Genomic DNA, 343 nt, shown 5'->3' with positions numbered 1-343 from the left:
AGAAGCACCTTTGCGGAACATACGTGCCGCAATTTCCTTGCGCTCTTCTATGCGTGCTTCTTGCTCAATCTCCTTCAACAACTCCGTCATCTCCAACACTTTCCTCAAACGCGCCTTTTGCTCTTCCGCCAAAACCCGTCCGCTGAACCCCAAAATGAGCGCCGCCAAATAGTCCTGCTCGTTCCGATCTGGTACCTTCTGTACAGTTTCGACAATCTCCTCAAACGCCTCGCCCCGTGTCCGCCGGTCAAATCGCATGTGGAACGCAAACGCCAGCCGCACTCGGTCTTCCGCAGTCCACTCGTGTGTGGCCAAGTGCCGTTTCACGGTCTCTAGCACGCCG

The 343-nt window shown here is 55.7% G+C and carries 1 pseudogene; it reads right to left on the bottom strand.

The features are described from left to right. A pseudogene (locus J3481_RS14775) lies at window positions 1-343 on the bottom strand (transposase); the annotation flags it as partial.

Origin of the sequence: Alicyclobacillus fructus (assembly GCF_017329605.1) — a bacterium.
Classification (GTDB): domain Bacteria; phylum Bacillota; class Bacilli; order Alicyclobacillales; family Alicyclobacillaceae; genus Alicyclobacillus; species Alicyclobacillus fructus.
Note: the sequence above shows the minus strand (reverse complement) of the source record. Positions and strands in the feature narration are given on the sequence as shown.